The organism is Enterococcus sp. DIV2385 (assembly GCF_051711925.1).
GTDB lineage: Bacteria > Bacillota > Bacilli > Lactobacillales > Enterococcaceae > Enterococcus > Enterococcus faecalis.
The window spans coordinates 2,315,001-2,339,208 of record NZ_JBIONV010000001.1; the positions used below are offsets into that span (position 1 = coordinate 2,315,001).

At 37.9% G+C, this 24,208-nt stretch carries 25 protein-coding genes and 1 rRNA gene (1 of these 26 running past the window's edge); 3 read left to right on the forward strand and 23 right to left on the reverse strand.

Annotated features, from left to right (window positions below):
* The 4 genes from IGM04_RS11205 to IGM04_RS11220 all read right to left on the reverse strand — a co-directional run.
* Nucleotides 1-995: ribosomal RNA gene (locus IGM04_RS11205) — 16S ribosomal RNA — on the reverse strand (it extends 566 nt beyond the left edge of the window).
* 434 nt (nt 996-1,429) lie between these two features.
* The gene (locus IGM04_RS11210; RefSeq protein WP_002387756.1) at nt 1,430-1,678 is read right to left on the reverse strand and encodes a hypothetical protein; all 249 of its coding nucleotides are present in this window, start codon (nt 1,676-1,678) and stop codon (nt 1,430-1,432) included.
* Nucleotides 1,662-2,033: a hypothetical protein gene (locus IGM04_RS11215; RefSeq protein WP_002385270.1), complete on the reverse strand. Its 372-nt coding sequence runs from the start codon at nt 2,031-2,033 to the stop codon at nt 1,662-1,664. The genes IGM04_RS11210 and IGM04_RS11215 overlap by 17 nt, the downstream gene beginning before the upstream one ends.
* Before the next feature lie 64 nt (nt 2,034-2,097).
* The gene (locus IGM04_RS11220) at nt 2,098-2,466 is read right to left on the reverse strand and encodes a CvfD/Ygs/GSP13 family RNA-binding post-transcriptional regulator (RefSeq protein ID WP_002365178.1); all 369 of its coding nucleotides are present in this window, start codon (nt 2,464-2,466) and stop codon (nt 2,098-2,100) included.
* Between the two features lie 183 nt (nt 2,467-2,649).
* On the opposite strand from IGM04_RS11220, the gene IGM04_RS11225 reads away from it, so the two are divergent.
* Nucleotides 2,650-3,816: a MalY/PatB family protein gene (locus IGM04_RS11225; protein ID WP_010777913.1), complete on the forward strand. Its 1,167-nt coding sequence runs from the start codon at nt 2,650-2,652 to the stop codon at nt 3,814-3,816.
* A 33-nt stretch (nt 3,817-3,849) separates the two neighbouring features.
* Here the strand turns inward: IGM04_RS11225 and IGM04_RS11230 are convergent, their stop codons facing one another.
* Both IGM04_RS11230 and IGM04_RS11235 read right to left on the reverse strand, forming a co-directional pair.
* The gene (locus IGM04_RS11230; RefSeq protein WP_002355151.1) at nt 3,850-4,056 is read right to left on the reverse strand and encodes a DUF3955 domain-containing protein; all 207 of its coding nucleotides are present in this window, start codon (nt 4,054-4,056) and stop codon (nt 3,850-3,852) included.
* A gap of 164 nt (nt 4,057-4,220) precedes the next feature.
* The gene (locus tag IGM04_RS11235; protein WP_002355150.1) at nt 4,221-4,811 is read right to left on the reverse strand and encodes a peptidylprolyl isomerase; all 591 of its coding nucleotides are present in this window, start codon (nt 4,809-4,811) and stop codon (nt 4,221-4,223) included.
* Between the two features lie 204 nt (nt 4,812-5,015).
* Here IGM04_RS11235 and IGM04_RS11240 point away from each other — a divergent pair, with 204 nt between their 5' ends.
* Together IGM04_RS11240 and IGM04_RS11245 are read left to right on the forward strand one after the other, a co-directional pair.
* Nucleotides 5,016-6,026 (forward strand): NAD(P)/FAD-dependent oxidoreductase, encoded by a 1,011-nt coding sequence (locus IGM04_RS11240; protein WP_086318211.1) that lies wholly within the window; start codon nt 5,016-5,018, stop codon nt 6,024-6,026.
* A gap of 147 nt (nt 6,027-6,173) precedes the next feature.
* The gene (locus IGM04_RS11245) at nt 6,174-7,136 is read left to right on the forward strand and encodes a phosphoglycerate dehydrogenase (RefSeq protein ID WP_086318210.1); all 963 of its coding nucleotides are present in this window, start codon (nt 6,174-6,176) and stop codon (nt 7,134-7,136) included.
* Nucleotides 7,137-7,199: 63 nt separating this feature from the next.
* Here the strand turns inward: IGM04_RS11245 and IGM04_RS11250 are convergent, their stop codons facing one another.
* From IGM04_RS11250 to IGM04_RS11330, 17 genes are all read right to left on the reverse strand, one after another.
* Nucleotides 7,200-8,753, reverse strand: a complete 1,554-nt coding sequence (locus IGM04_RS11250) for a bifunctional metallophosphatase/5'-nucleotidase (protein ID WP_086318209.1) — start codon at nt 8,751-8,753, stop codon at nt 7,200-7,202.
* A gap of 97 nt (nt 8,754-8,850) precedes the next feature.
* Nucleotides 8,851-10,131 (reverse strand): extracellular solute-binding protein, encoded by a 1,281-nt coding sequence (locus IGM04_RS11255; protein WP_002359172.1) that lies wholly within the window; start codon nt 10,129-10,131, stop codon nt 8,851-8,853.
* A gap of 23 nt (nt 10,132-10,154) precedes the next feature.
* Nucleotides 10,155-11,444 carry an MBL fold metallo-hydrolase gene (locus IGM04_RS11260; protein WP_002359171.1) on the reverse strand — a complete coding sequence of 430 codons (1,290 nt, stop codon included), beginning with the start codon at nt 11,442-11,444 and terminating at the stop codon, nt 10,155-10,157.
* Nucleotides 11,428-12,246 (reverse strand): carbohydrate ABC transporter permease, encoded by an 819-nt coding sequence (locus tag IGM04_RS11265; protein WP_002355144.1) that lies wholly within the window; start codon nt 12,244-12,246, stop codon nt 11,428-11,430. Before IGM04_RS11265 ends, IGM04_RS11260 begins: the two co-directional genes overlap by 17 nt.
* Before the next feature lie 4 nt (nt 12,247-12,250).
* Nucleotides 12,251-13,126: a carbohydrate ABC transporter permease gene (locus IGM04_RS11270; protein ID WP_002355143.1), complete on the reverse strand. Its 876-nt coding sequence runs from the start codon at nt 13,124-13,126 to the stop codon at nt 12,251-12,253.
* Nucleotides 13,126-14,259 (reverse strand): ABC transporter ATP-binding protein, encoded by a 1,134-nt coding sequence (locus IGM04_RS11275; protein ID WP_002396511.1) that lies wholly within the window; start codon nt 14,257-14,259, stop codon nt 13,126-13,128. Before IGM04_RS11275 ends, IGM04_RS11270 begins: the two co-directional genes overlap by 1 nt.
* Nucleotides 14,260-14,405: 146 nt before the next feature.
* Nucleotides 14,406-15,344 (reverse strand): glycosyltransferase family 2 protein, encoded by a 939-nt coding sequence (locus tag IGM04_RS11280; RefSeq protein ID WP_002355141.1) that lies wholly within the window; start codon nt 15,342-15,344, stop codon nt 14,406-14,408.
* 203 nt (nt 15,345-15,547) lie between these two features.
* Nucleotides 15,548-15,877, reverse strand: a complete 330-nt coding sequence (locus IGM04_RS11285; protein WP_002355140.1) for a HesB/YadR/YfhF family protein — start codon at nt 15,875-15,877, stop codon at nt 15,548-15,550.
* A gap of 54 nt (nt 15,878-15,931) precedes the next feature.
* A complete protein-coding gene (locus IGM04_RS11290; protein WP_002355139.1) occupies nt 15,932-16,597 on the reverse strand; it encodes a potassium channel family protein in 666 nt (221 codons plus the stop codon).
* Nucleotides 16,598-16,700: 103 nt separating this feature from the next.
* Nucleotides 16,701-17,333: a response regulator gene (locus IGM04_RS11295; protein ID WP_002355137.1), complete on the reverse strand. Its 633-nt coding sequence runs from the start codon at nt 17,331-17,333 to the stop codon at nt 16,701-16,703.
* A complete protein-coding gene (locus IGM04_RS11300; RefSeq protein ID WP_002365182.1) occupies nt 17,308-18,411 on the reverse strand; it encodes a sensor histidine kinase in 1,104 nt (367 codons plus the stop codon). The genes IGM04_RS11295 and IGM04_RS11300 overlap by 26 nt, the downstream gene beginning before the upstream one ends.
* On the reverse strand, nt 18,408-19,139 hold the full coding sequence (gene liaF, locus IGM04_RS11305) for a cell wall-active antibiotics response protein LiaF (RefSeq protein ID WP_086318208.1): 732 nt from the start codon (nt 19,137-19,139) through the stop codon (nt 18,408-18,410). Before liaF ends, IGM04_RS11300 begins: the two co-directional genes overlap by 4 nt.
* 150 nt (nt 19,140-19,289) lie before the next feature.
* Complete coding sequence (gene greA, locus IGM04_RS11310; protein ID WP_002355133.1) at nt 19,290-19,769, reverse strand: transcription elongation factor GreA; 480 nt, start codon at nt 19,767-19,769, stop codon at nt 19,290-19,292.
* A gap of 260 nt (nt 19,770-20,029) precedes the next feature.
* Nucleotides 20,030-21,415: an endolytic transglycosylase MltG gene (gene mltG / locus IGM04_RS11315; RefSeq protein ID WP_002381167.1), complete on the reverse strand. Its 1,386-nt coding sequence runs from the start codon at nt 21,413-21,415 to the stop codon at nt 20,030-20,032.
* Between the two features lie 207 nt (nt 21,416-21,622).
* Complete coding sequence (locus IGM04_RS11320) at nt 21,623-22,300, reverse strand: HAD family hydrolase (protein WP_179189167.1); 678 nt, start codon at nt 22,298-22,300, stop codon at nt 21,623-21,625.
* A 74-nt stretch (nt 22,301-22,374) separates the two neighbouring features.
* On the reverse strand, nt 22,375-23,526 hold the full coding sequence (wecB, locus tag IGM04_RS11325; protein ID WP_002387311.1) for a non-hydrolyzing UDP-N-acetylglucosamine 2-epimerase: 1,152 nt from the start codon (nt 23,524-23,526) through the stop codon (nt 22,375-22,377).
* A gap of 13 nt (nt 23,527-23,539) precedes the next feature.
* On the reverse strand, nt 23,540-24,031 hold the full coding sequence (locus IGM04_RS11330) for a gamma carbonic anhydrase family protein (RefSeq protein WP_002355129.1): 492 nt from the start codon (nt 24,029-24,031) through the stop codon (nt 23,540-23,542).
* Nucleotides 24,032-24,208 lie beyond the last annotated feature (177 nt).

A 24,208-nucleotide genomic window follows, 5' to 3' on the forward strand; every position in this document is an offset into this window, starting at 1 on the left:
CTTCGCGTTGCTTCGAATTAAACCACATGCTCCACCGCTTGTGCGGGCCCCCGTCAATTCCTTTGAGTTTCAACCTTGCGGTCGTACTCCCCAGGCGGAGTGCTTAATGCGTTTGCTGCAGCACTGAAGGGCGGAAACCCTCCAACACTTAGCACTCATCGTTTACGGCGTGGACTACCAGGGTATCTAATCCTGTTTGCTCCCCACGCTTTCGAGCCTCAGCGTCAGTTACAGACCAGAGAGCCGCCTTCGCCACTGGTGTTCCTCCATATATCTACGCATTTCACCGCTACACATGGAATTCCACTCTCCTCTTCTGCACTCAAGTCTCCCAGTTTCCAATGACCCTCCCCGGTTGAGCCGGGGGCTTTCACATCAGACTTAAGAAACCGCCTGCGCTCGCTTTACGCCCAATAAATCCGGACAACGCTTGCCACCTACGTATTACCGCGGCTGCTGGCACGTAGTTAGCCGTGGCTTTCTGGTTAGATACCGTCAGGGGACGTTCAGTTACTAACGTCCTTGTTCTTCTCTAACAACAGAGTTTTACGATCCGAAAACCTTCTTCACTCACGCGGCGTTGCTCGGTCAGACTTTCGTCCATTGCCGAAGATTCCCTACTGCTGCCTCCCGTAGGAGTCTGGGCCGTGTCTCAGTCCCAGTGTGGCCGATCACCCTCTCAGGTCGGCTATGCATCGTGGCCTTGGTGAGCCGTTACCTCACCAACTAGCTAATGCACCGCGGGTCCATCCATCAGCGACACCCGAAAGCGCCTTTCACTCTTATGCCATGCGGCATAAACTGTTATGCGGTATTAGCACCTGTTTCCAAGTGTTATCCCCCTCTGATGGGTAGGTTACCCACGTGTTACTCACCCGTCCGCCACTCCTCTTTCCAATTGAGTGCAAGCACTCGGGAGGAAAGAAGCGTTCGACTTGCATGTATTAGGCACGCCGCCAGCGTTCGTCCTGAGCCAGGATCAAACTCTCATAATAAAAGTTAGAACAATCTTGCGATTGTTAAGCTCAATTTGTTTGCTAGCATATTGCTTGCTTGTTAAAAATGTTTGTTGTCTTGAATTGAATCAAGACGCCCTACACATTTGGTTCGTCTATTCTTTGTTCAGTTTTCAAAGGCCTACGTTACCTCGCAGCAACTTTTATATCATAACAAACTTTCGTTTGAATGTCAAGAACTTTTTTAAAAAAGTTTTTTAAGTTGTTTTGCTCGGTTGTTGTCGTCTGTTGTGACAACTTCTATATCTTATCATCTCGTTTGTTATTTGTCAACAACTTTTTTTGTTGTTTTTTCAAACTTTTTTCGAGAGATTTGAAACCAAGAATTGTTATTTAATTATTGATTTCTGAATCGCTCAGCTGTGTGACTCGCCTTGCGACATGTAATAATATATCAAGATTTTGATGTTTGGTCAACACTTTTTTTCAAAAAAATTAAAAGAAGTTTTCAATCTGTTTTCATTCTTTTCAATTATTTCGTTTTTAAACTTTTTAAATCCTAATTGTCTATCAAAACAGTTTAATTCCTTACTAAAAATCGAACAATTTGAATCATATATTTGAAATAGTTCGATTAACTTTTTTACGTCCAACATAAAAAAAGAAAGAATCTGTTCGATTATCGACAGATTCTTTCTTTTTTGTTTAAAACATTGGGACACCTTCAATATGATATTTTGACCAAATCGTTTTTAATTCTGCAGGTGCTACCCATGTATAGTCTTTATCCATTTCATTTTTAAGTGCTTGTTCATCCATCTCGAAGACAAACAGCGGAACATTTTCTTTATTGATATGCGCGTTAGTTAATTCTACTAAGCTAATTGAAGTAACGTCCAATTGAACCTCTTCTTTGAACCATTGTAGCATACTAGCTAAACCCGTCATCTCATCAGAAACTTTTGCCATCGCAAACTCAATCGCTTCACCTATTGGATGCATCAAAAATTTTTTACTACCATCGTTTAAGTTCAGTATGATTGTTCCAGCGACTTTTTTGTTAGACACGACATCCACCTCAATTAATTTTTAGATTCACTAACAAAAGAAATTGTAACACACTTTCTGAAAAAATACAGAATTATTTTTCAAGCAACTTATCCATTGCTTCATCAATCCATTCTGGAAGTTCTTTGTCTAAGGTTGCAAAGCCAATTTTTTTATTCTTATCCGTAAAATATTTTTTGCGTCGATGGTTCACTGAATGAACTTTGTCTTCAAGGGTCCGTAAAGATAAGCTAATCTTTTGAGAATATTCATCAACATCAATAACTTGAACGGTTACTTTTTGTCCAACGGTTAAGAGTCCATGGATATTTTTGGTAAAGCCAGCTTGTACTTCCGAAACATGAATCAGTCCCTGTGTTTCTTCGTCTAAAGAAACAAATGCGCCATATGGTTGAAGTCCGGTAATTGTGCCAGAAAGTACCATACCAATTTTGTACTTCATCAAATTTCCTCTTTTCATACGATAAATTTCTTTTTCCGTTTCTACTCATTTAAAATAATAGCATTTTTTCAACGTTTGTGCATTATTTCTTCCCTAGTTGTTAAAACTATTGTTTCATCTTTTAAGCAAAATCTACTATACTATAGGAAGTAAGACTTTATATAGAAGAAAAGGAGTTATCTTATGTTTAATTTTAATGAAACCATTGATCGTCGCCACACGAATTGTGTTAAATGGGACACCGTTGAAACGAGTTACCACGAAAAAGATTTACTACCTTTATGGGTTGCTGATATGGATTTCAAAGTGCATCAGCCTATTCTTGATGCTTTGTCACAAGTTATTGAACAGGGTATTCTAGGATATGCAGTGGCACCTAATGAACTGTATCAAGCAATTCAAGATTGGCAACAGCAACACCATCAATTGATTGTTGAAAAAGAAGAAATTTTGTTTAATAGTGGCGTGGTACCCAGTTTGGCCACAGCCGTTCAAGCGTATACAGCACCTGCGGATTCTGTCATGATTTGTGATCCAGTCTACCCCCCTTTTGCAGATGTGGTAAAACAAAATGAGCGTAGACTTGTGCGCCATTCTTTGCTAGAAGTTAACGGACATTATGAGGTTGATTTGGTTAAAATGGAACAACAGATAATCGAAGAAAAGGTGAAGCTGTTACTTTTTTGTAATCCCCATAATCCTGGTGGACGTGTTTGGACAAAAGAAGAATTGCTAGCAATTGGCCGTTTATGCCAAAAACACCAAGTAACTGTGGTTAGCGATGAAATTCATCAGGATTTGATTTTCAAACCGCATACCTTCACTTCCTTCACCGTTGCTGATGAAGCATTTAAGGAATTCACTGTTACCTTAACAGCGGCAACGAAAACCTTTAATTTAGCGGGGATTAAAAATTCAATGCTGTTCATTCCTAATGAAAAACTACGGCAATCTTTCGTATCTTTACAAGACAAAAATCATCAAGGCGGTATCAATACTTTTGGCTACGTGGGAACGGCAGCTGCCTATCAAACAGGGGAAGAATGGCTAACGGCGTTACTTGATTATTTAAAAGAAAATATTGATTTTGCCCTTTCCTTTTTCCGTGAAGAGCTGCCTAGCGTTCGTGTAATGGAGCCTGAAGGAACCTATCTTTTATGGTTAGACTTTAGTTCTTATTCGCTAACGGATCGGGAACTTCGCGATACCTTAATTCATAAGGGGAAAGTGGTTCTAAATCCAGGAATTAGTTTTGGTCCCCAAGGTTCTCAACACATGCGTTTAAACTTAGCTTGTTCAAAAGAAACTCTCGAAGAAGGCCTTTTACGTATCAAAAAAGCCTTTAATTAAAAACAGCTGTCCTAGTTTTTAGGACAGCTGTTTTTAATTCTTTCTTTTGCGTTTAGCTAAATAAACTCTGACGAACCAGATACCTGAAAATAGAAGTAAAATTTCTCCAATTATTATTGTATAAAATCCTGGTTCATGAACGATTCCTTGCTGATCTACATACGTAAAAAACGTTCCTATAAATGGGAGTATTACTGCAAACAAAGCCAAGGCCATTGGATATCTGTATTTTTCTAACAAATTTGCTTCCTCTCCTTCTATTCTTTCACTCAGTATCCTATAAAGACTTCATTAAAAGAAGCGATTTGGGTGCTTTTAAAAAAAAGTTAGTCGTTTTAAGAAAAAAATAAAGAGTACCAATGAATTTGTCCCTCGTTGATACTCTCTTTTTCAATTGGTTAAACTTATTCACCAATGATTTCAACTGTGTCCATCACGACGTCAAATGTTGGACGGTCTTGGGCATCCCGTTGGACTCCACCAATTTCATCCACTACATCCATACCATCAACAACATGACCAAAAACAGTATGACGGAAGTCTAACCAAGGTGTTCCGCCTTGTTTGTAAGCTTCAATAATTTCTTCTGGAAAACCAGCATCTTCTAACTGACTCATCATTTGAGCTGGAACATTTTGATTAGTAACAACAAAGAATTGGCTACCATTTGTGTTAGGACCAGCATTTGCCATTGACAATGCGCCACGCAAATTGAAAACATCCCGAGAAAATTCATCCTCAAATGCTTCTCCATAAATACTTTCGCCGCCCATTCCTGTTCCGGTTGGGTCACCGCCTTGAATCATAAAATCAGGAATCACACGATGGAAAATAACGCCATCATAGTAGCCCTTTTTCGCTAATTCAACAAAATTTTTAACCGTTTTAGGCGCTTGTTCTGGGAATAATTGAACAGTGATGTCGCCTCGGTTTGTTTTAATGACCGCTTTTGGGCCTTTAGCATTTTCTAAATCTAATTGTGGAAATTGTGACATGAGAATGTCCTCCTAGATAATTATTTTATAGTTCCATCATATCGAAAAATGCTGAAAATTGCTATGATCTTTTTCCAATGATTAAAGAATGCTTTGATTCGTTAGCCAAACTTGCTTTTTTCGAAAAGCCGTGCTATTTTGTGAAGTGTTCGCAAAACGATCAATAGTTGTCTCAACCCTAAATGAATTAGGAGGAATTTTCAAATGTCTGATGAAAAAGATATTTATGATTTAACAATTATCGGCGGCGGTCCTGTTGGATTATTTGCCGCTTTTTATGCGGGAATTCGTAAAGCGAAAACGAAAATCATTGATAGCCTGCCGCAATTAGGTGGTCAGCTAACAATGCTGTATCCCGAAAAATATATTTATGATATTCCTGGATTCCCTGCTATTAAAGCAGGTGAGTTAATTGCCAATTTGGAAAAACAGATGCAGCCATTTCAGCACGATGTTTGCTTGGAAGAAGAGGTCACACACCTTGCACAGGAAGCAGATGGACTTCTGCGCTTAGACACAACTAAAGGCACACATTATTCTAAAACGGTTATCTTTGCGATTGGTAACGGCGCTTTCCAACCTCGACGTTTAGCTATCGAAAATGTTGAAGCCTTTGAAGGTGAGTCAATCCATTATTATGTGACTGACATGAAAAAATTCGCTGGCAAAAAAGTTGCGATTGCTGGTGGCGGCGATTCTGCAATTGATTGGGCTTTAATGCTAGAAAACGTTGCAGAAGAAGTATCTATTATCCATCGTCGCCCACAATTTCGCGGCCACGAACATAGCGTGGAACAACTGGAAAAATCTAGTGTTTCTATCAGAACTCCTTATATCATTAGTGATATTTTAAAGGAAAATGAAACGTTCACAGGCATCCAATTAAAGGAGACAAAAGGTGACCAAACATTGGATCTCCCTCTGGATGATTTAATTATCAATTATGGCTTCACTTCTTCTTTAACACACCTCAAAGAATGGGGATTAGACGTTTCTAGAAATGCTATTAATGTTCATTCCGATATGTCAACTAACATTCCTGGTGTATACGCTGTAGGGGATATCTGTTCCTATGAGGGAAAAGTGAAATTAATCGCTACAGGCTTTGGTGAGGCGCCTACTGCCGTAAATAATGCTTTACATTACTTACGGCCCGATGCTCGACGTCAACCAGTTCATAGTACAAGTTTATTTGAAAACGGCGTACCTAAATAAGTTTAGCACTGGACTTTAGCAGTTTTTAAGCCAAGGAAAAAAATCTAAAACGGATTTTTTTCCTTGGCTTTCTGCTTTACTGAAAGCCTTTCTTTTTCTCTTTTAAATTTATTTTTGATACAATAAAAAGTGCTAGGAGGAAGAAAGATGAACCAACCAATTATTTATTTAAATGAAGTATTCAACGAAGAACAACTGGAACAAGTGAAAGCTGTGGCGCCCAATTATCTAGTTAAAACATCTACCGATCATTTATCCTCTGCTGAAGAAGAGGCAATCGAAATTATGTTAGGCTGGCATAAAAAAATTGGTCCGCGTTTATTAGCCTCTGATACTAGTCACCTAAAATGGATTCAGCTCATTTCTGCTGGTGCTGATTATATGGATTTTGATAAATTAAGAGAAAAAGGCATTCTGTTGTCTAATGGTAGCGGAATTCATAGTGTTTCTATCTCAGAACATGTTTTAGGCGTTTTATTAGCACATACCCGTGGACTGCAAGAAAGTATCCAACAACAAATGCAACACACATGGAATCAAACAGCCCTTTCCTATCAACAACTTTCTGGGCAAAAAATGTTAATCGTAGGCACCGGGCAAATCGGACAACAATTAGCTAAATTTGCTAAAGGTTTAAATCTTCAAGTTTATGGCGTGAATACCTCTGGACATGTGACGGAAGGCTTCATTGAATGCTATTCACAGAAGAATATGAGTAAAATTATCCATGAAATGTCCATTGTTGTGAACATTCTTCCTTTGACTGAAACAACAAAACATTTATACAATCAGGCACTTTTTGAAAAAATGGCTCCTGAAACAATTTTCGTAAATGTTGGTCGAGGCGCCTCAGTAGCAACGAACGATTTGATAACTGCCTTAAACAATAAAACCATTGCTTTTGCTGCCTTAGATGTCTTTGAAGAAGAACCTCTTCCCGAAGATAGCCCTTTATGGGAGATGCAGAATGTTTTATTAACACCTCATATTTCTGGCATGACACCGAAGTTCAAATCAAAATTACTGGCGATTTTTATTCCAAACTTAAATCAATTTGTGACAGATCAAACCCTCGTCAAAAACCAAGTTTCCTTAAAAAAAGGCTATTAACTCAAAAAAGGCCTTCAACCATCTTTCAAGTAATTGCATGGTTGAAGGCTTTTTTTGCTTTTTTTACCAGATAACCTTGAAGTTATCATTTGTCGATGCTTGAATGATTGGATGTTTTTTCAAATATTCTGCAATCAGTTCCGTCATATCAATTTGGATTTCTCGAATAATTTTTTCAGGTTGGAACATTTGATAGTTTCCGCCACCGACTGCTCGGTATTGATTTGTCACGATTTCCAAAACATCTTCTGCTTGCACTGCTTTACCATGATAATTAAGTTTCGTCACTCTTTCACCAAACGGTTGTCTTAAATCAAGCGTATACTCAATACCTTCATACATATCATAATTATAGTATTGTGGTTTTGGATCGACATATTTCGGGTTAAAAATTGGTTGACCTTTTTCTAACACAAAATAAGTAGCGCTTTGTTCTAACGCTTCACGGAGGTCTTGTCCAGTGACACGCAATACAGCCAAGGTATTTGGATAAATATAGTTGGTAATGATATCGCGCATCGTAATTTGATTATTAAACCCTTTGCCTTCATTGTTAAAAAGTGCAGTCCCTGAAATATCCGTTCCGCTTGAAGCCATTTGGACGTTATTAATAAATTCTATATATGGATGTTCTTTGAGGCGTACGGCATTCGGATTTTGAATCGTCATATCCCCTTCCACATTTCCCACTGGTTGGTCAAGCCACTCTTCTACCTCGTCATGTAACGCTGTTGTCAAAGCTAAAACTTCTGCATCTGGTTGTTCGTTTCCAACAGGATGAATAGCTGCGTCACTTCCAATAACGCGATAGCCTTTAGCCATAGGTTCAATTTCTAAAGTAATTTCCCCAACGAAAGCCCCTCGAAAACCTGGTTGAATCACGGGTATCCCATTCAGTTTTGTAGCAATTTCTCGATGTTGATGACCAGTGACTAAGGCATCAATCCCAGGAACTTTTTCCAATAAATCGTAGCCTTCATTTTCTCCTGTTAGTAATTCCGTGGGTTCCCCTGTTTCTAAATCTTTTTCAAAACCGCCATGGTAAGCGACAACAACTAGGTCCGCTTCTTCCCGCAGTTTTGGCACGTATTCTTCCGCTGTTTCAACGACACTTTTAAACGTTAAATCTTTGACTGTTGCCGGCTGTTCCCAATGAGGAATATATTGGGTCGTCACGCCAAGAATGGCTACTTTAACCCCTTGTTTTTCTATGATGACATACGGCTGACCGAAATAAGGTTGTCCATCTTTACCAAGAATATTGGCAGCTAAAACTGGCTGTTGATAACTGGCAATCGTTTCCTTTAAATAATCTAAACCGTAATTAAATTCATGGTTGCCTAAAATGCTAACATCATAATTCATTTGATTAATGATCTTAGTGATGGCAGCCACTGAATGTGTTTCTGCTTTTCTTACGTAGTAACTAAGCGGCGAACCTTGAATAAAATCCCCATTTTCAATTTGAAAAACTGGTCCTTTGGCAGACGCACGTAACTTTTTCAGCATGGTTGCTGCTTTTGCGGTTCCAAAAGGCAAATCCATCTTTTTTTCACTATAACTTGTTGGCATAATATACCCATGCATATCACTTGTTGCTAAAATTTTTATTTGCATTTTGTTTCTCTCCTTCTTCCGCCCAAAAGAACAGGAAGGTTAGAACACGAGCCATAACGACTCAGATCCCAACCTCCCACGTCTGTTTATTTATTGATTATTGGTTCCATGCTTGTTCAAATTGTGATGTTGCATCTTTCAATAATTTTTTCGTGTCTTTATTTGATGAAGCAAAAATACTTTCCATAATTGTCCGCATTTCATTATAGGCTGAATCAGCATTCTCTTCTACTGGGATAGCGAATAAATCTTTTACTGCGTTTTCAAGTTGTGCAGGTACTTTGGTTGTCTTAGAGTTTTTGTACTCATCACTGTGTAAAACAGATTCTAAAATTGGCATATAACCTGTTTGTTGTGCCCAGTACAATTGTGAATCAGGCGTTGCTAAGAATTTCATGAATTCAAATGCCGCTGTCCGTTGTTCTGGCGTAGCACTATCGAACATATAAATATCTGTTCCTTGTTGTAAGTTGATTTTTTCAGGACGTGGTGCAACACCGTATTCATAGCCACCAGCTTCAGCATCTTTTTGAACAAAACCAGCACCAGCAATACTACCGACAAACATTGCTACCTTTTTGTTTGCAAATGGGCCAGATAAATATTTATCTGAACCAGCTGTGCGGAAGTAACCTGCTTCGATACCATCACGGTAATAGTCCACGACTTCTTGTGAATCTTTGCTTGTTAAATCTAAGTCTTTATTAAAATCAACGCCTTTGTTTTTCATTCCAATTGCGTAATAGTTATTTAACGAGTCAAAACCAGCACCAACGACTTCTTTGTTGGATTTTTCGTAAATTGTTTTAGAAGCTTCTTTTAATTCCTCTAATGTTTTCGGTACTTCAACACCATATTCTTTCAACAAATCAGCATTATAGAATAACATTTCTGTCGATTTATTAAATGGAATGCCGTATTGTTTGCCGTCGATTTTGGCGCCGTCTAACAATACTTCACGAATTGGCTCTGCATCTTTCCAACCGATTGTGTCATCATCCATATATGGTTTTAAGTCCACTAACATTTCATCTTGTGCAGCATTCCATAACCAGCCTGGGTACGCTTGCGTAATTGTTGGTAAATCTTTTGGTGAAGTTAAAGTCGAATTGATTTTGGCTTGTAAATCAGGGTAAGCAGATTGATTTTGTAATTCCACTTTAATTTTTGGATTTTCTTTCATGAAGTCTTTCGTTAATTTTGTTAACGCTTCTTCTTGAACCCCATTCATTGCATGCCAGAAAGTGATTGTCGTATCTTCCTTCACTTCTTTCACAATATCGTTTGATTCTTTGGCCCCATTACCGTTACCACAAGCCCCCAATGCGAAAATAGCTGCGGTTGCTAACACTGTTGTTGCTAGAGTTTTGAACTTCATTTTTTTCTCTCCCTTAAAAAAATTTATAAAACAATTTGCTCGCCACGTTCTGGCAATATTCTTTCACCATACGGGTTTTCCAGTTTTTCTGGTTTTAACGTATGGATTGGAACCAATACTTGAGGTTCAATCAATGCAATAATTTTATCCAGATCTTCTGGAATTGCATGTCCTGAACAAGCTAAACGGACAAAAGTAATGTCTTTTTTAGCCAACAAATCTAAAAACACGCGATACTGTGGATCAAAGTCCCCTAACGGTTGTGCATCACTGTGAATGTATAAACTACCTTCTTGGAGGTTGTCAAACTGGTTCACAACTTGCCACAAATAGTCTGTTTTGTCCTTTAGTAACGTGTCATACGGGATTTCTAACGCTGGATTCAATTCTGGTATTTTACCAGATTCAGCATAATAATAACGAACTTCTATTCCAAATACTTCAAGTAACAACGCAGCCATATTTGCTTCTAAAACGACTGTACGTGGTGACTTTTCAATAATCTTAGCAAAACGTTCCACGTTTGCTGGATAACCATTAAAGGTAATTTGTCGATTCGGGTTTTCTAGTTCTAAACGAACCAAGTGCTGAACAAGATCTTCTTCACTGACAACCGCTATTTGGGCTGGATCTGGTTCACGTTCTGGGAAGCTAATGCTTACGCCTTCCATCATTAATAATTCAGTATGTTTGGCTTTTTCACAAAAAGCTAAAGTCTCTTCACGATTATGGCCATGTAAGCGCAAATCACCTGTGTATGTGATGAAATGGTCAGGCGTGCGAATCAGTAATGCCGAAGCACCGTACGCATCATGATCAACAGGTACGATTTCCACTGAAATTTCTCCAACTTTAATCACATCGTTTTTATTAAGACCAATCATTTCTCGGGTAAAATTCTTTTCTTCAAACGGTGATGGAATCAAAAAATCACCTTTGCGATTTAAACTATTTAGAATCATCTTCGTTTCTTTTAATGTGTACAAAGGAACAGCTGGGTCTAAATAATTAATCATGCGCGAATGATCTAAATGGGCATGAGATAAGAAAACAGCTGTGTGTTGATACTCTTTGTCTTCTGCACCATGATATTCATAACCTAAACGTGGATCATATAAGTCTTTTAATTCTGGCACTAAACGATTATTAATTAAGGTTTCAATGTGATCATCGGGCAAATCTAATTCTGGTCGAAATTCTGTACCAAAATCAAAGAAGATGTGGGCATCTTTATACGCCACTTCAATCACGGTTCCTCCAATTGTTAAAATGCCACTGTGAAAAGTCACAGTTGTTTTAGCCTTTGATTCCATTTTTTGCAACTCCTCTGATAATTTCTTTTCTGAAAATCAAGTAAATAATTAAAATTGGAATAACGGTTAATGTTGCAGCAGCCATTTGTAAATGTACGTCACTACCGCTCTCTGTCGCAAAGGCCGATAGTCCATTATTCAATAGACGGTATTTTTTCTCGTTCGTCACCAACAATGGCCACAAGAAAGAATTCCAACTAGAAATGAATGTTAAAATCCCTACTGTTACCAACGCTGGTTTTGACATTGGTACTAAAATACGCCAAATATATTCTAAATCACTAGCGCCATCAATCTTGGCAGCCTTGTAAAAAGTATCAGGAATACCTTTTAAATAACCGTTTAAATAGTAAATATAAAAAATACTAGTTAAAAATGGAATAATTAAGGCGCTGTAAGTATTTAACAAACCTAATTGCGCAATCGTTTGATAATTGGTAAAAATAATAGATTCATACGGAACCATTAACAACGAAATCATCAAAGCAATGACCACATTTTTAAAACGGAACTTCAAACTCGTTAACGCGAATGAAGCTAACACGGCGGTGACTACCGTAGCAATCGTTGTAACGCCTGAAACAAAGACTGTGTTCAAGAAATACCGAAGAAAGGGTGCTTTTTGAAAGACCTCTGTGTAGTTTTGCCATTGTGGTTGTTTTGGAAACATGGTTGGCGGCATGCTGGTCGCTTCAGAGTAACTCATTAAACCAGCTAAAATCATATAGACAAACGGAAATAACGTAATAACGGCTAAAATGCCTAAGAAAACAAATGCGATAATCGTTAAAACTTTTTTCATTGGCTTATTGCCCCACTTTCTTTAAGAGTTTATTTTGTAAGAAAGTGACCACTAAAATAATCACAAATAAAATCACTGTGGCGGCCATCGCAATTCCGGGACGTCCTGCAATGTGGAATTTGTCATAAATATAGTACACTGCGGTTGTGGCACTATTGGCAATCCCCGCACGGCCACCGAATAAAGCATAAACTTGTGTATAAACTTTAAAGGCGCCAATTAAATTGACCGTTAATAAAAAGGCAATGGTCGGGACTAGCTGCGGAAACGTAATACGTCGGAAAATTTCGCCGTCTGAGGCGCCAAACATTTTCGCTATTTTAAAGTGTTCTTCATCAATATTTCTCAACCCAGCCAACAAAATAATAATATTAAATGCTAAACTCGTCCAAACCCCAAAAATAATCAATGTTGGCATACTCATTTGAACATTATCTAGCCAGTTGACAGAAGGAATGCCGAAAAAGCCTAAGACGTAATTGACAATTCCATAATCGCCATTAAAGAAGTAACGGAAGACAATCCCAATGGCAATCGTACTCGTTACATAAGGCATAAAGAAAATCGTTTCAAAGAAACTCTTATGTTTAACTTTTTCAAAGATAATCCAAGCAATTGCTAGGGAAATTATCAAGGCAATCGGTACCACAGCAAATGCATAGAGCGCTGTATTTTTTAACGCTTTATAGAAGATTGGATCATTCAATACACGTTGATAATTTTCTAAACCAGCGTAGCGTTGGTTAATTAAGGAACCTTTTTGGAAGCTCATCCACAAAGAACGAAACAGTGGATAAACGCTAAACAGTAAAATGATTCCTAATGATGGCAGAAGGAAGAGCCATGCTTTTGGTTGATTTTCTGGATTGTATTTTTTCATTAGTAAACCCGGTCTCCCGCTTCGTTAAAGATAAATACTTTTTTATATGAAAAATCAAAAGATAAAGTGTCTCCTTCTTCAATCGCTTCTTCTACACTTACAATTGATTTCACTTGTTCATTTCCTAATGTAAATCGTAAAATACGTTCTCGACCAATCAATTCCACTAAATCTGTCGTTGTGGTAAAGAGACCTGTTTCAGCTGGTACCACATCTTCTGGACGAGAAGCAAACGTATATTTCCCATCAGTCATTGGCATTTTAAAGCGTGCTTGCTCAAAACGCTCAAGCGGAATTTCAAAACTTTCATGGTACATTTTGCCGTCTTTCACTTCAACAGACAATAAATTAATAATTGGGTTACCTATGAACTGAGCAACAAATAAGTTATTTGGTTCTAAGTAAAGGTTTTGAGGTTCATCATTTTGTTGAATAACCCCTTCGTTTAATAAAATAATTTTATCACTGATTGATAGCGCTTCCTCTTGGTCGTGCGTTACAAAGATTGTTGTAATGCCTACTTCTTTCACCAAGCGGCGGATTTCTTCACGAATTTTCAAACGCAAACGTGCATCCAAGTTACTTAAAGGCTCATCTAATAATAAAACATCTGGTTTTTGAACTAACGCCCGGGTAATCGCAACACGCTGTTGTTGACCACCAGAAAGTGTGCCTGGCTTTTTATGGCTTAACTCTTCAATATTCGTTAGTTTCATATATTCTTCGGCAATAGCTTGTGCCTCTGCCTTGGGAACTTTCTTACTTCCTACCGTCAAAGGAAACATTACGTTTTCTAGAACAGTCATATGTGGATATAAGGCATAGTTTTGAAAAACGAACCCGATGTTCCGATCTTTTGGTGCTGTTTTGACAACCGATTGCTGTCGAAACTGAATATCTCCATCACTTGGATGTAATAAACCTGCAATTAAGTTTAAAATTGTGGATTTCCCACACCCACTTGGTCCTAACAAACAAACCAAGTCCCCTTGCTCAATCGTAAAATTGACCGATTTTAACGCTTCAAACCCATTATCGAATACTTTTTTCAAGTCGATAACTTCTATCATGACCCAACCTCCAAAAAAACATTTAATAGCATACCTTTTGATTTTAACATTTATTTCTTGCAACCGCGAGAGCAAAGCTGTTTCATTAAGATAAAAATAGGTAAAGTTAATGTATTTTTTATGTAAAAAATGTTGTTTTTCTGAAAAGTCTATTCACACTTTTTTTAATGCACAACAAAAAAACAGAGAATTTTTCTCTGCTTTTTTGGTTATTTTTTAGAATCTTTTTCTGATTCCTTTACAATATAAATTGGTCGTTTTTTCGTTTCTAAGAAAATTTTGCCGATATATTTGCCAATAATTCCTAAACATAATAGTTGCAAACCACCTACAAAAAGTACAATACAAACCATTGAAGGCCAGCCGCTTGTTGGATCACCATTAACTAATGTTCGAAAGATAATCACTAACATTGCTAGTGCAGAACCAATACACGAAAAGGCGCCAACGTATGAAGCAATATTCAATGGTGTTTCTGAAAAATTGACAATCCCGTCAATTGAATAACTTAATAGACTCCAGAAAGACCAAGAGGTTTCTCCAGCAATTCGTTCTCGATTTTTAAATTCAATATATTCTGTTTTGAAGCCGACCCAACTAAAAATCCCTTTTGAGAAACGATTATACTCAGATAACTCTAAAATCGCATCGACCATTTGTCGGGTCATGACACGGAAGTCACGGGCACCATCCACCATTTCCGTCTCAGCAATTCGATTAATGAGTTTATAGAACATCCGTGCAAAAAAGCTACGAATGGGCGGTTCGCCGTCTCTTGTTATGCGTCGTGTGCCAACACAATCTAAATCTGTACTGGTTTCAATCATCTCAATCATTTGAGGTAATAACTCAGGCGGGTCTTGTAAATCAACGTCCATGACTGTCACTAAGTCACCTGTTGCTTCTTTTAAACCAGCGTATAAGCCTGCTTCTTTCCCAAAATTTCGTGAAAAAGAAAGATAACGTACCTTCTCTGGATGTTCGCGATAAAGCTGTCTTAAAACAGCTAACGTCTTATCTTTTGAGCCATCATTCACAAATATATATTCTACTGAATGAGACAGTTGCTGGCTAATTTTTTCTACTTCTTCAAAAAACAGCGGAATCGCTGCTTCCTCATTATAACAAGGGACAACAATTGATAACATTTTATTTCCTCCACACTTCAGTTAATTATCATTATACCATATAATAGCCTTATTAAATAACGATATCCAACTAAAAATAACTTAAATAGAAAGAACCTGAGAAAAAATCCAAAACGATTTTTTCTCAGGCTGACTAGCGGTTAAACGAAAGCAACAGAAATAGTCCTACGCACTACTTCAGCTTTTTCTGTTTAGCACTAAAATTATTTTGTTAAATCTTCTTGGTTTGCTTCAAATTGATAACGCGGTTCATCATTCTTTTCATCATAATCAACAATCAAATCATACCCTTTAAAGAACCAATCATCTGTTTCTTCAATAAAATAGGTAATCCCATCTAGGTTCTCTTTAATCATTGGCTCATCTGGCGCTTCTACAGACATCGCAATGGAAAAACCATCATGAACAGGTGTTTTTCCGTAAATTTTTCCGAAAAAACGAATGCCTGTCTCAGGCTGAACCCCGGTTTCTTCTTTAAACCATTGTTGGGCTTTCGGTGTCACTTCTAATTTCATTCTTTGTTCCTCCTTCACATCTCTGTCGCCATTTATTGTAGCACAGCGCAGTGCTTTTAGAGAATAAAGTGCTTAGCCATTCATTTTTTCATCTAATAAATCAACATCTGCGGTATCACCGATAACTAATAAATTGTCGTTTTCTCGAACAATTTCAGAAGCATCTGGCGAAGCAATTACTTCTGTTTTCGAGCGGCGGATCGCTACCACAGTTAAACCAAATCGCTGACGGAAATTTAATTCTGCTAAGGTTTTATTGTAAAATTTAGGATTGGTGACCCGAACCTCAGCTAATGAAAATTCGCTAGATAATTCAATATAATCTAAAATATTGCGTGAAACAAGTTTATGGGCAATTCGAATGCCCATATCCCGCTCTGGGTGAACGACCATGTCTGCCCCAATTTTATCTAAGACACGGGCATGATATTCATTGACTGCTTTGGCCAAGACATTGGGAACCCCCATTTCTTTAACCATTAGTGTCACTAAAATACTCGCTTGAATATCTTCACCAATCGCCACCACTACGTGATCAAAATTCCGAATTCCTAAAGAACGCAACGTCATTTCATCTTGGGCGTTAGCCACCACTGCATGCGTTGCAATATTCATATATTCATTGACACGGTCTTCACTGCTGTCAATGGCCAAAACTTCTTGACCAGCTTCCACCAAAGTTTGGCATATGCTGCCGCCAAAACGTCCTAAACCAATAATTGCAAAATTTTGTTTCATTTCTTCTGACCGCTCCTGTCTGTTCGTTAAAATTAGTATAACAAATCCATAAATAAATTCCTAGAAGGATTTCCTAGAATTTATTTATGGATTTATCTGATATTTATTTGGCTAAACCATGTTGAAAAGCATAAATCGCCGCTTGGGTCCGATCATCCACATCTAGTTTTGCTAAAATGTTTGAAACATGTGTTTTAACTGTTTTCAAAGTGATAAAGAGTTCATCAGCTATTTCCTGATTACTTTTACCTTGTGCAATCAACATTAAAATTTCGTGTTCCCGGTTTGTCAAATCTTCGTGCAACACCGGCTCTTGTTTTTTTGTTAACCGTTCCATCATCTTATGCGTCACTTCAGGTTCCAACACACGCTCTCCGCGATAAGTCGCCCGAATTGCATCAGCAATCTCATGTGCTGTTGATGTTTTTAATAGGTAGCCCGCTGCACCAGCTTCTATCGCCGGATACACTTTTTCATCATCAATAAAACTCGTCACAATAATAATCTTGGCTTCTGGCCAATCTTTCAAGATCGCTTTTGTTGAATCAATGCCGTCCATTTCTTCCATTACCAAATCCATCAAAATAACATCTGGACGTAGTTCCAATGCTTTTTCATAGCCAATCTTACCATTTTCTGCTTCGCCTACGACTTCTATATCCTCTTGAATAGATAAATATGATGAAACTCCTAAACGGACCATTTCATGGTCATCCACTAACATTACTTTGATCACTTGCAGTTTCCTCCTTTATGACAGGAACTTTAATTTCAACGCTGGTTCCCTGCCCTTTAAAACTAATAATTTTAACTGTACCGCCCATGCCGACAACACGTTCTCGGATATTATTTAAGCCATAACTACCGGCTTTATTACTTTGTTCCTTCATATCAAAGCCGACACCGTCATCAACAATACGCAATAGCACGTTTTTATCGACTTGGTGTAAGTATACCTCTAATTCCTTTGCTTTGGCATGTCTTAAGGTATTTGAAAGTAACTCCTGCACAATTCGGAAAAGATGATCCTCAATGCTGCTATTTAAATGAACATCTTCAACATCCCAAATCAATTCAATTTTAATTTTTGTTTGTAGTTCTTTCAGTAATTGTTCAATACCTTTACGCAAACTTTTTCCTTCTAGACTGATAGGACGCAAGTGCAATAGTAACGCGCGCATTTCCGATTGGGAGGCATTAATGATTTCTGCCACCATGGCTAGTTGTTTACGATATGGTTCCGGGGTTTCTGTTCGCTGTGCTTGTTCATTTAAGGCAGACAACATCATCATGGCTGCAAAAAGTTGTTGACTGACTGAATCATGCAACTCCCGCGCCAAACGATGCCGCTCGTTCTCTAAAATTTCTTCTTTTGTTTGCCCATCCATTAATTGCGGTCGACTGTTTAATAATTGCAATTCTTTAGACATCTCTAATAATTTATTTTTAATCGACCAAATATCTTGTTCGACTTCGGTTAGATAATGGTCTTGATTTTCACTGGTCGTTGGTTTGTTTAAGACTGGACTTTCATAATTACCGTTGGCCAATAACCGAAGTTTTTCTTCAATCCGTCCATATTGCCCTTTTTGAACCAATGAAATCAGTAAAAAGGTCAATAAGCCTATTAGTAAGGATATGAGAACAATGTGCACAATTAGTGGTAAATAAAAGACTTTTCTCTGAAGAAGCTCTAATAGCCACCGGTTTTGTTTAATCGAATGAAAATATGAAAACAATGTAATTAAGATAACAATAAAGGTGCTAAGGGACGCATATAATGAAATCATGCGTCTTGAAATCCGATCGGTCATACACGGATCACCTCAACATCTCCTACTAAAGTGTTCGTCATAATTTTCAAACGACGAAGATTGGTATCATAATCATTGCTGTAAATTTTTAATGATTCGTTTTTCAATTGATATTTTTCTTCTTCAAAACGTACCGTTCCGTAAAAAGTTGAATGTTCTAACAAAATAGCTACACCTAACGGCACTAGAATTCGCGTGCGGCCAAAACCTTTACGAATAATAATAATATTGTCTTCTTTCGGTAGTAGCGTATTACCTAAATCAATAATGGTGTCCCCAGAGATTAAATCAATATTGATATCGTCCCATTCATAGATATTGTTACCAATGCGTTCGTTGGCAAACCAGCGGCGTTTAAATCGTTTGCCATTTTTAGGTTCTTTTGCCGCCGTCTCCACCATAATCATTTGTTTTTTTCGCCAAGGTGCTAGCTCAGCTATATCCACGCCTGAAATCTCAAAGCCTTTTAAGCCGATAAAGAGTACGCCAAAAATCAACATAAACCAAACAGCCGTGCTGTTCATTGCACCAATGACAATAAAAACAACGCCGAGGACGAATTGAAAGTTGTTAAAATGTGTTTTAGATGCTTTCCTGGAAACGTAGGCCACAAGTAAAACGCCAATTGTTAATAAAACAGCTAATCCAGGATTATGTACAATTTGCCATAACGCCAGAATAAAAAGTAATGCTTCTGCGACGATAAAAAAGCGCCAAGGGTTATTCATAGATTTGCCTCCTCCCTCTGTCATTTATTTTACTCGTTTATTTTATTTAATCATAGTGGTTTGCGCCTCAGGTTACCATAGGACTTTAGCCCTAAATGTCCTAGATTGCGAAAGGACAGGCCTTGGAAGCTGCCTGCCCTACTCAATTATTTAGTTTGCTTCAACTTTTGTAATTTTAACTGTCATGTCGCCACCAGGTGTTGCAATAATCACTTGGTCGCCTAATTGTTTACCAATTAAGGCTTGCGCAATCGGTGAATCATTAGAAATTTTACCAGAAAATGGATCGGCTTCGGCACTTCCTACGATTGTGTATTCCTCTTCTTCTCCGTCAGGTAACTCTTGGAAAGTAACTGTTTTACCGATGGAAACTTCGTCTTGGTCCACGCCATCATTATCGATGATTTCTGCAAAACGAATCATATTTTCTAACGTTGTAATACGTCCTTCAACGAAAGCTTGTTCATCTTTAGCTGATTCATACTCAGAGTTCTCTGAAAGATCCCCAAAGCTACGAGCGATTTTAATACGCTCTACGATTTCTTTACGTTTAATTGTTTTTAATTCTTCTAGCTCTTGTTCTAATTTTTCTTTTCCTTCAAGAGTCATTGGATATACTTTTTCTACCATGTTAATTCTCCTTTTTCGCTTAACGATACGTAGTTCTTGGTTGGTTATTGAAAAAAATTCCGCTTTCAATCCACAAAAGAGTACCACGCTTTTTCTAAATTGTAAATATAATTATTGAATTTTTGTGATTTTGCTAAATTTTATTTATATAAATTTCTAGTTGCTACTCTTTCCCTCTGTTAAACAGATTACTTTTTGAGTATCTAAAAGCTTGGTGAATCATACAAAATTGATTCACCAAGCTCTTTTATGTTTTCATTTTATTCACTACTTGAATTATTGACATACTGATCTACTAATACTTGATGTTCTTCATATGTTTTTGAGAAGTATACTTTTCCTGTAGAAATATCTGCTACAAAGTATAAATAGTCACTTGGTGTCGGATTCAAGACTGCTTTAATTGACTCCTCACTTGGGCTATCTAATGGTCCTGGTCCATAACCAGTATTTTTATACAAGTTATAAGACGAGTCCACTTCCAAGTCAGCATACGTTACAGTTTCTTTGTGTTCTCCTAGAGCATACAAAATAGAAATATCTGATTGGATCGGCATATCGGCAGCCAAGCGGTTAAAGAATACTTGCGCAATTTGTTTGCGGTCTGCTTCTTTGACTCCTTCTTTTTCAACCAATGAAGCTAACGTTAAGACTTGCTGATTGGTTAAATTCTTTGCATGAATTGTCGGCGTATATTGTTCCATTACTGTGTTCATTTTAGCAACCATCTGTTCGACAAATTCAGGAAGTGTTGCTTTTTTGTAGTAATCATAAGTTGCCGGGAACAAATAGCCTTCTAAGCGATAACGAACACCTTCTGCAGTTGCAGCACTTTCAAGTAAATCAGGATACTTAGCTTTCATTTGATTGAAGAAGTCTTCGTTTTTCATTAATGCAATGAAATCTGCTTTCTTGAAATCTGTATTTTTTTCAATAGCTTCGCCAATTTTATCTATATCGTAGCCTTCAGGAATCGTTACTTTGCCATCTGCGATTTTAGTTGGTTCTGGCGTGCCCCCTTCTTTTAGCATTTCACCAATTTCATCGAGTGTCATGCTTGGAGACATTTGATAATAGCCCGCTTGAAAATCTGTTAAGTTTTTAAATTTTACGTAGTAGTTAAAAACCATTCCGCTTTTAATGACGTTGCTTTCTTCTAAAACCGCAGCAATTTGCTTATTAGAAGATCCTTCTGGGATATGCACTTGAACAAGCTTCTTATTGTTCTTGTCTAGTGGTTGTAGCCCAGCGTCTACATATTTATAAAAAGTAAACCCAAAGATTGCCATCATTAAAACCAATACAGAAACTACAATTAACACGATACGACCGACTAAACGATCTTCTTTTTTACGTGTTTGTTTTTTTGTATTTGTTGGCTTTTCGTCTGTTTCAATCGGGGTTGGCTCTTCGACTGTCTGTGTTGTCTTGTCTTTCCCACGTCTTCGAGCAGCTCTAGAACCTGCACGTGTTTGTGTTGTGCGGCTCGCTGTTTCTTGTGATTCATCATATGAAGGTTGGGGAGACCTATCATTTTTTTCAGAGGAATCAGGTTGATCGCCATCATTTCTACCTTTTAAAGACCCAGTTACTTGATCTCTAAGCGAAGATTTGGGATCTTGGTTATTTTGGTTATCATTAGCCAAAACTAACCCTCCTTACTATTCTATCGTTTATGACTGAAACTATTATACATGAAACCTCTTTAAAATTAAATGTTTTTAATAAAAAGACCGTCATTCCCCGATAAAAAATTCATCATTGACAACGTTTAAAGCCTATGATGGCGCTTTTCTATTGAAACGATAATAAATCTTAAAATCCTCCTAAATTTATCGAAAATCCATTTTCTATTAGGAATTTTGTAGCAAAATAGCACCTAAGTCTTTAGGCGATTGTACTAGGAATGTCGCTCCCGCCTCTTGTAACTCTGTTTCTTCACCAAATCCATACAAGACACCTATACTATCTAAGCCATTTTGTTGAGCACCAAGAACGTCATGATTACGATCACCAACCATGATAATCGCTTCTTTGGTTGGGTCTAATTGAGCTTCCGCTAATGCATACTGAATCACATCTGCTTTTTTAGAACGATGACCGTCCATACTCGCTCCATAGATGCCTGTAAAATAACGATCTAAATCAAAATGAGTAATAATCTTTTTAGCAAATTCTTCTGGCTTGGAAGTCGCAATGTATAACTTTGCTCCCGCTTCCTTTAACCTTGTTAGTACCTCTGGGATCCCTGGATACACATGATTTTCAAACATACCTTTTCTCTGATAATACGCTCGATAATGACTCACGGCTTGTTGCGCTGCTTCAGCTGAAGGCGCCATGTGCAAAAACGACTCATATAAAGGCGGCCCTATGAAAGAACGTAATGTCTCCTCGCTAGGAGCTGGCCAGCCTAATTGTTCTGTTGCGTATAAAATAGAACGCATAATGCCGCTACCAGAATCCGTAATTGTGCCATCTAAATCAAATAAAATCGTTTGATACATCTTCACTTCACTACTTTCTAGCATTTTTTGTCTAATTGATTCTTCAAAATAAGATACGCAAAAGAAGCACATTTTTCAGCGCTTCTCTGCCTTTTTATTTATTTTGCTGTAAACGTATCTGGTTTTTTATCTGATTTCTGCATTTCATAGGCAATGGCTTCAACGATTCGGCGGCTAGCTTGACCATCCCCATACGGATTTTGTGCATGCGCCATCGCGTGGTAAGCATCAGAATCAGTCAATAATGTTTTCGCCTCTTGATAGACTACTTGTTCGTCTGTACCAACCAATTTCAATGTTCCTGCCGCTACGCCTTCTGGACGTTCCGTTGTATCTCGTAAAACTAAAACTGGCACACCTAAGGAAGGAGCTTCTTCTTGCACACCGCCAGAATCAGTTAAAATTAAAGCACTTTTCGCTGCAAAATTTTGAAAATCTTTGACATCCAATGGTTCAATTAAATGCACACGAGCTAATTCACCTAAGTGTTCCGCTACTATTTCACGGACTTTGGGATTTTTGTGCATAGGGAAAATGACTTCAATTTCTGGATGTTCCATTACAAGTCGACGAACAGCTTTAAACACATTTGCCATTGGCAGGCCTAAATTTTCACGACGATGCATTGTAATTAGCACGATGCGTTGGTCTGTAGGGATTTTTTCCAATAAATCATTTTGATAGTGGGCATCAACGGTGTACGCCATCGCGTCAATTGCTGTATTGCCAGTCACATAAATATGTTCTTCTGGATGATTTTCTTTGATTAAATTGTCCTTACTTTGAGTGGTTGGGGCAAAATAAATATCAGTTAACACGTCTACCAGTTGACGATTCATTTCTTCCGGAAACGGAGAATATTTTTGCCAGGTCCGCAATCCTGCTTCCACATGTCCCACTGGAATCTGTTGATAAAAAGCAGCCAATGCAGCCGCAAATGACGTGGTTGTATCGCCATGAACCAAGACAATATCCGGCTGTTCTGTCACAAGAACCTCAGTTAATAAATTCAAAACACGACTTGTAATATCTGTTAAGGTTTGCCCATCTTTCATGATATTTAAATCATGATTCGGTGTAATTTGAAAATCTTCTAACACTTGATCCAACATTTGGCGATGTTGCGCTGTTACGACTACTACAGAGTCAAATCCTTGACTTTGCTCTTCTAAAACTTTGATTAAAGGGGCCATTTTGATTGCTTCTGGCCGTGTTCCAAAAACCGTCATTACTTTAATTTTCTTCATCATTTTCCTCCTAATTCTATGTTAGTTTCGGGTATTTTTGTTGGCGAAATTCTTCTGCTCGTTGAATATAATGTAAGGCGTTCGTATGATTACTGGCTATTTCTGCTGCCGTTAACGGACGGATAACCTTCGCGGGTCGACCAAATGCTAAAACATTTGGCGGGATAATTTTGCCTTCTGTCACTAAAGAGCCCGCACCAATCAGGCTGTTTTCTCCAATAATGGCGTTATTTAGAATGGTTGAACCCATGCCAATCAAAGCACCATCACCGATTTTACAACCGTGTAACATGCATTGATGGCCCACCGTTACATACTTGCCTACAATTGTCGGGGCATCTTCATCAACATGAATAATCGTGCCATCTTGAATATTACTACCTTCACCAATGGTAATTGTGTTACTGTCACCTCTTAAGACCGACTGAAACCAAATATTACTATCCTTCGCTAGTTGTACGTTTCCATAGACATCTGCACTAGCAGCAATAAAATATTCTTTTTTCAAACTCTGTCACCTCTTTTCATTAAGTATAGACAAGAATTCCTCACTTTCATAGTAAAAAAGACAAGAAAAGAGCGTGGGACAAAAATCACTTTGGATTTTTGCTCCACGCTCAAAAACTGATAAACGGCGGGAACAAAAGCAACTCCTTCGGAAATAAGCCGGAATTCTCCAAAAATT

Coding starts and splice junctions, on each gene's coding strand:
- IGM04_RS11280 (WP_002355141.1), bottom strand. CDS start 15,344: ATGTTATCAATTGTTGTCCCTTGTTATAATGAGGAAGCAGCGATTCCG.
- IGM04_RS11290 (WP_002355139.1), bottom strand. CDS start 16,597: ATGAAACAAAATTTTGCAATTATTGGTTTAGGACGTTTTGGCGGCAGC.
- liaF (WP_086318208.1), bottom strand. CDS start 19,139: ATGAATAACCCTTGGCGCTTTTTTATCGTCGCAGAAGCATTACTTTTT.
- IGM04_RS11270 (WP_002355143.1), bottom strand. CDS start 13,126: ATGAAAAAATACAATCCAGAAAATCAACCAAAAGCATGGCTCTTCCTT.
- IGM04_RS11250 (WP_086318209.1), bottom strand. CDS start 8,753: ATGCAAATAAAAATTTTAGCAACAAGTGATATGCATGGGTATATTATG.
- wecB (WP_002387311.1), bottom strand. CDS start 23,526: ATGATGAAGAAAATTAAAGTAATGACGGTTTTTGGAACACGGCCAGAA.
- IGM04_RS11245 (WP_086318210.1), top strand. CDS start 6,174: ATGAACCAACCAATTATTTATTTAAATGAAGTATTCAACGAAGAACAA.
- greA (WP_002355133.1), bottom strand. CDS start 19,769: ATGGTAGAAAAAGTATATCCAATGACTCTTGAAGGAAAAGAAAAATTA.
- IGM04_RS11300 (WP_002365182.1), bottom strand. CDS start 18,411: ATGACCGATCGGATTTCAAGACGCATGATTTCATTATATGCGTCCCTT.
- IGM04_RS11260 (WP_002359171.1), bottom strand. CDS start 11,444: ATGGAATCAAAGGCTAAAACAACTGTGACTTTTCACAGTGGCATTTTA.
- IGM04_RS11320 (WP_179189167.1), bottom strand. CDS start 22,300: ATGCTAGAAAGTAGTGAAGTGAAGATGTATCAAACGATTTTATTTGAT.
- IGM04_RS11220 (WP_002365178.1), bottom strand. CDS start 2,466: ATGAAGTACAAAATTGGTATGGTACTTTCTGGCACAATTACCGGACTT.
- IGM04_RS11225 (WP_010777913.1), top strand. CDS start 2,650: ATGTTTAATTTTAATGAAACCATTGATCGTCGCCACACGAATTGTGTT.
- IGM04_RS11255 (WP_002359172.1), bottom strand. CDS start 10,131: ATGAAGTTCAAAACTCTAGCAACAACAGTGTTAGCAACCGCAGCTATT.
- IGM04_RS11265 (WP_002355144.1), bottom strand. CDS start 12,246: ATGAAAAAAGTTTTAACGATTATCGCATTTGTTTTCTTAGGCATTTTA.
- IGM04_RS11240 (WP_086318211.1), top strand. CDS start 5,016: ATGTCTGATGAAAAAGATATTTATGATTTAACAATTATCGGCGGCGGT.
- IGM04_RS11235 (WP_002355150.1), bottom strand. CDS start 4,811: ATGTCACAATTTCCACAATTAGATTTAGAAAATGCTAAAGGCCCAAAA.